Source organism: Pedobacter sp. (genome assembly GCF_045627485.1).
GTDB lineage: Bacteria > Bacteroidota > Bacteroidia > Sphingobacteriales > Sphingobacteriaceae > Pedobacter.
In genome coordinates, this window is sequence record NZ_JAZQNU010000012.1 from 1 (window position 1) to 3,154 (window position 3,154).

Genomic DNA, 3,154 nt, shown 5'->3' on the forward strand with positions numbered 1-3,154 from the left:
AGTTCGTTGATCTTGTTAGGAAAGTCTCTGAAATTCTCGATATCTAAGGTTACTGCATTTTTGAAACGTCCCAGGTTGTGTTCGTAATTAGAGCGTACATCAAGAATCACAACGTCTTCCTGGTCTATCATTTTCTGGAAATCCGCTGGTTCCAGGTGTTTACCAGTTTGTTTATTTGGGTCAATCACATTGGGGTCTCTCAAGCCAGAATGCACAATTTCTGATTTGTACCGGCAGTGCATTTTAATAAAAGAGGGCTCTTCAACGTCGTCTATTTTAAAATCAGTTTTGGCAAAACGGGGGTCAGCTTTGATCGCTTTCATATAAGCCTCGCAAGCTTCCTGAGTGCCCGAAACAGTGCCGTTTAAGCCTTCTTCGGCCACAATGATACGGCCAACAAGGCCAAGTGATTTGCAAAATGTAAGGTGATCGGCAGCAAATTGTTCTGCATCAGCTATCGTACTATAGCAATAATAGAGTAGGGTCTGGAATTTTTTCATAGTTATTGATACCGTTGCATACGGCGTTTAATGCTGCAAAAGTACATATTTAGTGCACTGCTCACAAATTGAAACCATTAAAATCCGTACGATATTCTAAACCCTTGTTGTACTTTTTTATTGCCATCATAAGCAAAACCATAGGTAGCTCTGAAGATCAAGCGCTGCAGACCGAAGTAAAACTCCTTGTAATTTTTCTTATTAGGCTGGTTAAGATAGCTTCCCCCAATCACTTCTTCCAATTTAATGTTACGTAGTAATGGGATTTTATTCGTAATTAAACCAGCAAAGTTGTATTCTAAATGGGCTTCTACATAGTGGCGGTCTGTGCTATACTGGTAAAAATCAAGGAATGAAAATTTACGCAAATCAGGTAAGGAAGTTAAAGAGTTGTTTCCCCTGAAATGTTTGCTATCTGGATAATACACCGTATTATTGTTTAGAAATTTACCAGTTCCTACTAAAAAGGAAAAATACCCCCATAAGCCAGTACTTATTCTTTCTTTAGTAAGCTCCAGCGTTACAAGGTCATAATCAGCGTCACTGCCAAATACATTTTTTATCCCCTTTCTATACGCCAGGTCGATGCGTGGGTATTTGGATTCCTGGTAAAAAATACCATCAGGACGGGTAATATATTCCTGTTTTATGCTGTACGATAGTCGTGCGTAAGCGGTTAATGCCTGATAGTTCGGGAACAATGGCGTTTCTACCAGCGGAGAAAATGGGTTGTTGGAAGTAAACTCATTGTCTTTTTTGAAAGAATATAACGTATGGTTTACCAGGTTTCTATTGTTAGCATATTCCAAAGACACTGTACCCTGTAATCCTCTTGCCAGAAGTCTGGAAGTTCTTCCGTTGATGAATTGCTTTTGGTAAAATTTAGGGAAATTTTTTCCGAAAAGAAGGCTGTTTAAAGAGTTCGATAACATGGTCATGGTTCCGAACGGGTTAAGGTCGTAAATACCCGAACCAAAAGATAAACCTACGTCAGCTCTTTTAACCGGGTCATAGATGTAACTACTACTAATATTTCCTGTTAAAATTTTATTGGCAAAACCATACCTCACTTCCGGCCTGATGATATACCTGCGTGCATTTTCGAACTCCTTTGTATAAGTAACTCCGTAACTAAAACCAAATCCCTCAACGGTGTTGTAAAATAGACTCCTTAATATGGGGTCTAACTTAAGAGAACGTTGTGCATAGCGGTTGTTAAAGGTATAATGGGTAAGAAGCAGCTTGGAAGCTGTGATGTTATTATTTGCCCTCTCCACCGAGTCGAGGTAATATTTTGATTCCTTTCTTTTCTCAATGCTGTCTTTCCTGGTGTAGTTTCGCTTTTCTTCCAGGGTGAGTGGTATTGGTCGCGTTGATGTCCAATAAACCGAATCCTTGTCATTTACTGTTTCCCCGATTTTTAGGATCTCACCTTTAAAATAGTTCTCAGGAAATTGTGGGTTCAGGTTATAGTTGCTGTATACACCAAGGTAATAACCCTCAAATTTAAATCCCATCACATTGCCATTAAAGGTGAAGTTGATGTTGGAAGGCATATAGGCATCTTGAACCTTGATAAATTGCTGGCTAATGTTCAGCGTGTCAATCAGGTTAATGCCTGTGTTTTTAGTGAGGTATAAATCTGTACCCTGAATACGCCAGCTGTCATCAGCTATGTAAATAATACCCCTGAATACCGGGTCATGTTTTCGGCGGGGGATAACCTCAATTTTGTTAATCATCACGCCATTGTCCATCGTTACACCAAGAAGTTTATAACGGTAATAAAACATGGCCCTATCTGCAATTGGTGATACAAATCCGCGAGAACTTAATACGTTCTCCAACATGATGTTGTTATAGAAGTTAATTTCTAAATCAGAGGCTTTATTAAAGCTAAAGGCGTTATTTCTACCGGCTACTTTTGAAGCGATCATCTCTTCGTGGATGTGATCGGGACGGCGGCAGTTGTAAATAGAACGAGATTCGGATTGGTAAATGATGCCACGGCGGTTAGTATCCAGGTCTAAGGTGCGTTGTATATCTTTCCCGAAAAACTTTTTTGGTGCACCAACCAATTTTTGTACGCCTTTGATGTAAACATCGCAGCTAAATTCCTTGACTTCGTCTAAGTGTTTTTTCCTGTTACGAATGGCTTGCCTGATAATTGCATAAGCTGGATCTTCTGCGTTTGCGCTAATGGTTACATTATTTAAGGTATAGGATTCTGGTGCCAATACTACATTTTGGGTATGATTACCTAAAATGGTTAGTACTTTATCTATGCTTTTATAACCAACATTACGGAAGGTAATAGTATAGGTGCCCTTTGCTAAGGCAAGTTTATAGATCCCATCTATGTTTGCCGAAGTACCTATAGTTGTATTTTTTACATAAACCGAGGTAAACGGAATAGGTTCCCCATTTTGATCTTTAATCTGACCTGTTAAAGTATAATTCTGGGCGTACACACTGTTTACAAAACCTAATAGGAGTAAAAGTGAGTAGTAGATGTTTTTCATATGTAAACTAAATATAATGATTTTTTCCCCATACTTATTTTCTTTAGGGCGAACGTTGATATTTTTCTAACTTTGAATGCAATAAATCATATAAAGATGTATAAAACACTACAACCGCTTCTTAAACAAGAA

The 3,154-nt window shown here is 38.6% G+C and carries 2 protein-coding genes; both read right to left on the reverse strand.

Annotated features, from left to right (window positions below):
- Window positions 1-500: rhodanese-like domain-containing protein (locus ACR2F3_RS00630; protein WP_432708048.1), on the reverse strand; the 500-nt coding region annotated here is incomplete at its 3' end.
- A 77-nt stretch (window positions 501-577) separates the two neighbouring features.
- Window positions 578-3,022, reverse strand: a complete 2,445-nt coding sequence (locus tag ACR2F3_RS00635; RefSeq protein ID WP_432708049.1) for a DUF5686 and carboxypeptidase regulatory-like domain-containing protein — start codon at window positions 3,020-3,022, stop codon at window positions 578-580.
- Window positions 3,023-3,154: the final 132 nt, after the last annotated feature.